The sequence below is a fragment of the Alcanivorax sp. HI0044 genome (assembly GCF_001634945.1).
In genome coordinates this window covers 1-1,081 of record NZ_LWEZ01000049.1, presented here as the reverse complement: position 1 = coordinate 1,081, position 1,081 = coordinate 1, and the positions used below count along the sequence as shown (strand labels likewise).

The window sequence follows — 1,081 nt, the reverse complement described above, 5'->3', positions numbered from 1 at the left end:
GCAGTGAACATGACGACACCGAGAATAATCTCAACACTCATGATTCAACTCTCCCCTTACAGCTGCACGCCGGAAAATGACATGAAGCCCAGTGACATCAGACCCACGGTAATGAAAGTGATGCCCAGACCTTTCAGACCATCCGGTACGTCGCTGTACTTGAGCTTTTCCCGGATACCCGCCAGCAATGTGATCGCCAGCGCCCACCCGGTGCCGGCACCCACGCCGTATACCATGGACTCACCCAGGGTGTAATCACGCTCCACCATGAACAGGGACGCACCCAGAATGGCGCAATTCACGGTGATCAGCGGCAGGAAGATACCCAGCGCGTTGTAGAGGCTCGGCACATACTTGTCGAGCGTCATCTCCAGAATCTGCACCAGCGCGGCGATAACGCCAATGTAGCTGAGCAGCCCCAGGAAACGCAGATCCAGCTCGGCCAGCGCCGGTACACCGGTCCAGGCCAGCGCCCCTTCATCAAGCAGGTAGGTTAGCAGCAGGTTGTTCACCGGCACGGTGATGGTCAGCACCACCACCACGGCAATCCCCAGGCCAATCGCAGTCGAGATCTTCTTGGATACGGCAATAAACGTACACATGCCCAGGAAGAAGGCCAGCGCCATGTTTTCAACAAAGACGGCGCGGACGAACAGGCTCAGATAATGTTCAAACATTACTCGTCTCCGTTAAAACGCGTCGCTGACACGGGTGTGTGGCTTCATCTTGAAGTCGTCCGGCTCTACCTGCTCCGGCTTCCACGCACGGATGGCCCAGATGAACAACCCGATCAGGAAGAAAGCACTCGGCGGCAGCAGCATCATGCCGTTGGTCATGTACCAGCCACCCTCAGACACCTTGGGCAGAATTTGATGACCGAACAGGCTACCGGCACCCAGCAATTCACGGGTAAAACCGAGGCCCAACAGGATCGCGGAGTAGCCCAGGCCATTGCCCACACCATCCAGGAAAGACGGGAGCGGTGGATTCTTCATGGCAAAGGCTTCCGCACGGCCCATCACGATACAGTTGGTGATGATCAACCCCACGAACACCGACAGCTGCTTGGAAATGCTGTAGG

2 protein-coding genes are annotated in these 1,081 nt (G+C 56.9%); both read right to left on the bottom strand.

Going from position 1 to position 1,081, the window contains the following annotated elements; all coding sequences use genetic code 11:
* Positions 1 to 56 precede the first annotated feature (56 nt).
* Positions 57 to 677 carry an NADH:ubiquinone reductase (Na(+)-transporting) subunit E gene (gene nqrE / locus A3730_RS00595; RefSeq protein WP_007150757.1) on the bottom strand — a complete coding sequence of 207 codons (621 nt, stop codon included), beginning with the start codon at positions 675 to 677 and terminating at the stop codon, positions 57 to 59.
* 12 nt (positions 678 to 689) lie between these two features.
* Positions 690 to 1,081 (bottom strand): Rnf-Nqr domain containing protein (locus tag A3730_RS00590; protein WP_304439446.1); only part of this gene is annotated, 392 nt, incomplete at its 5' end.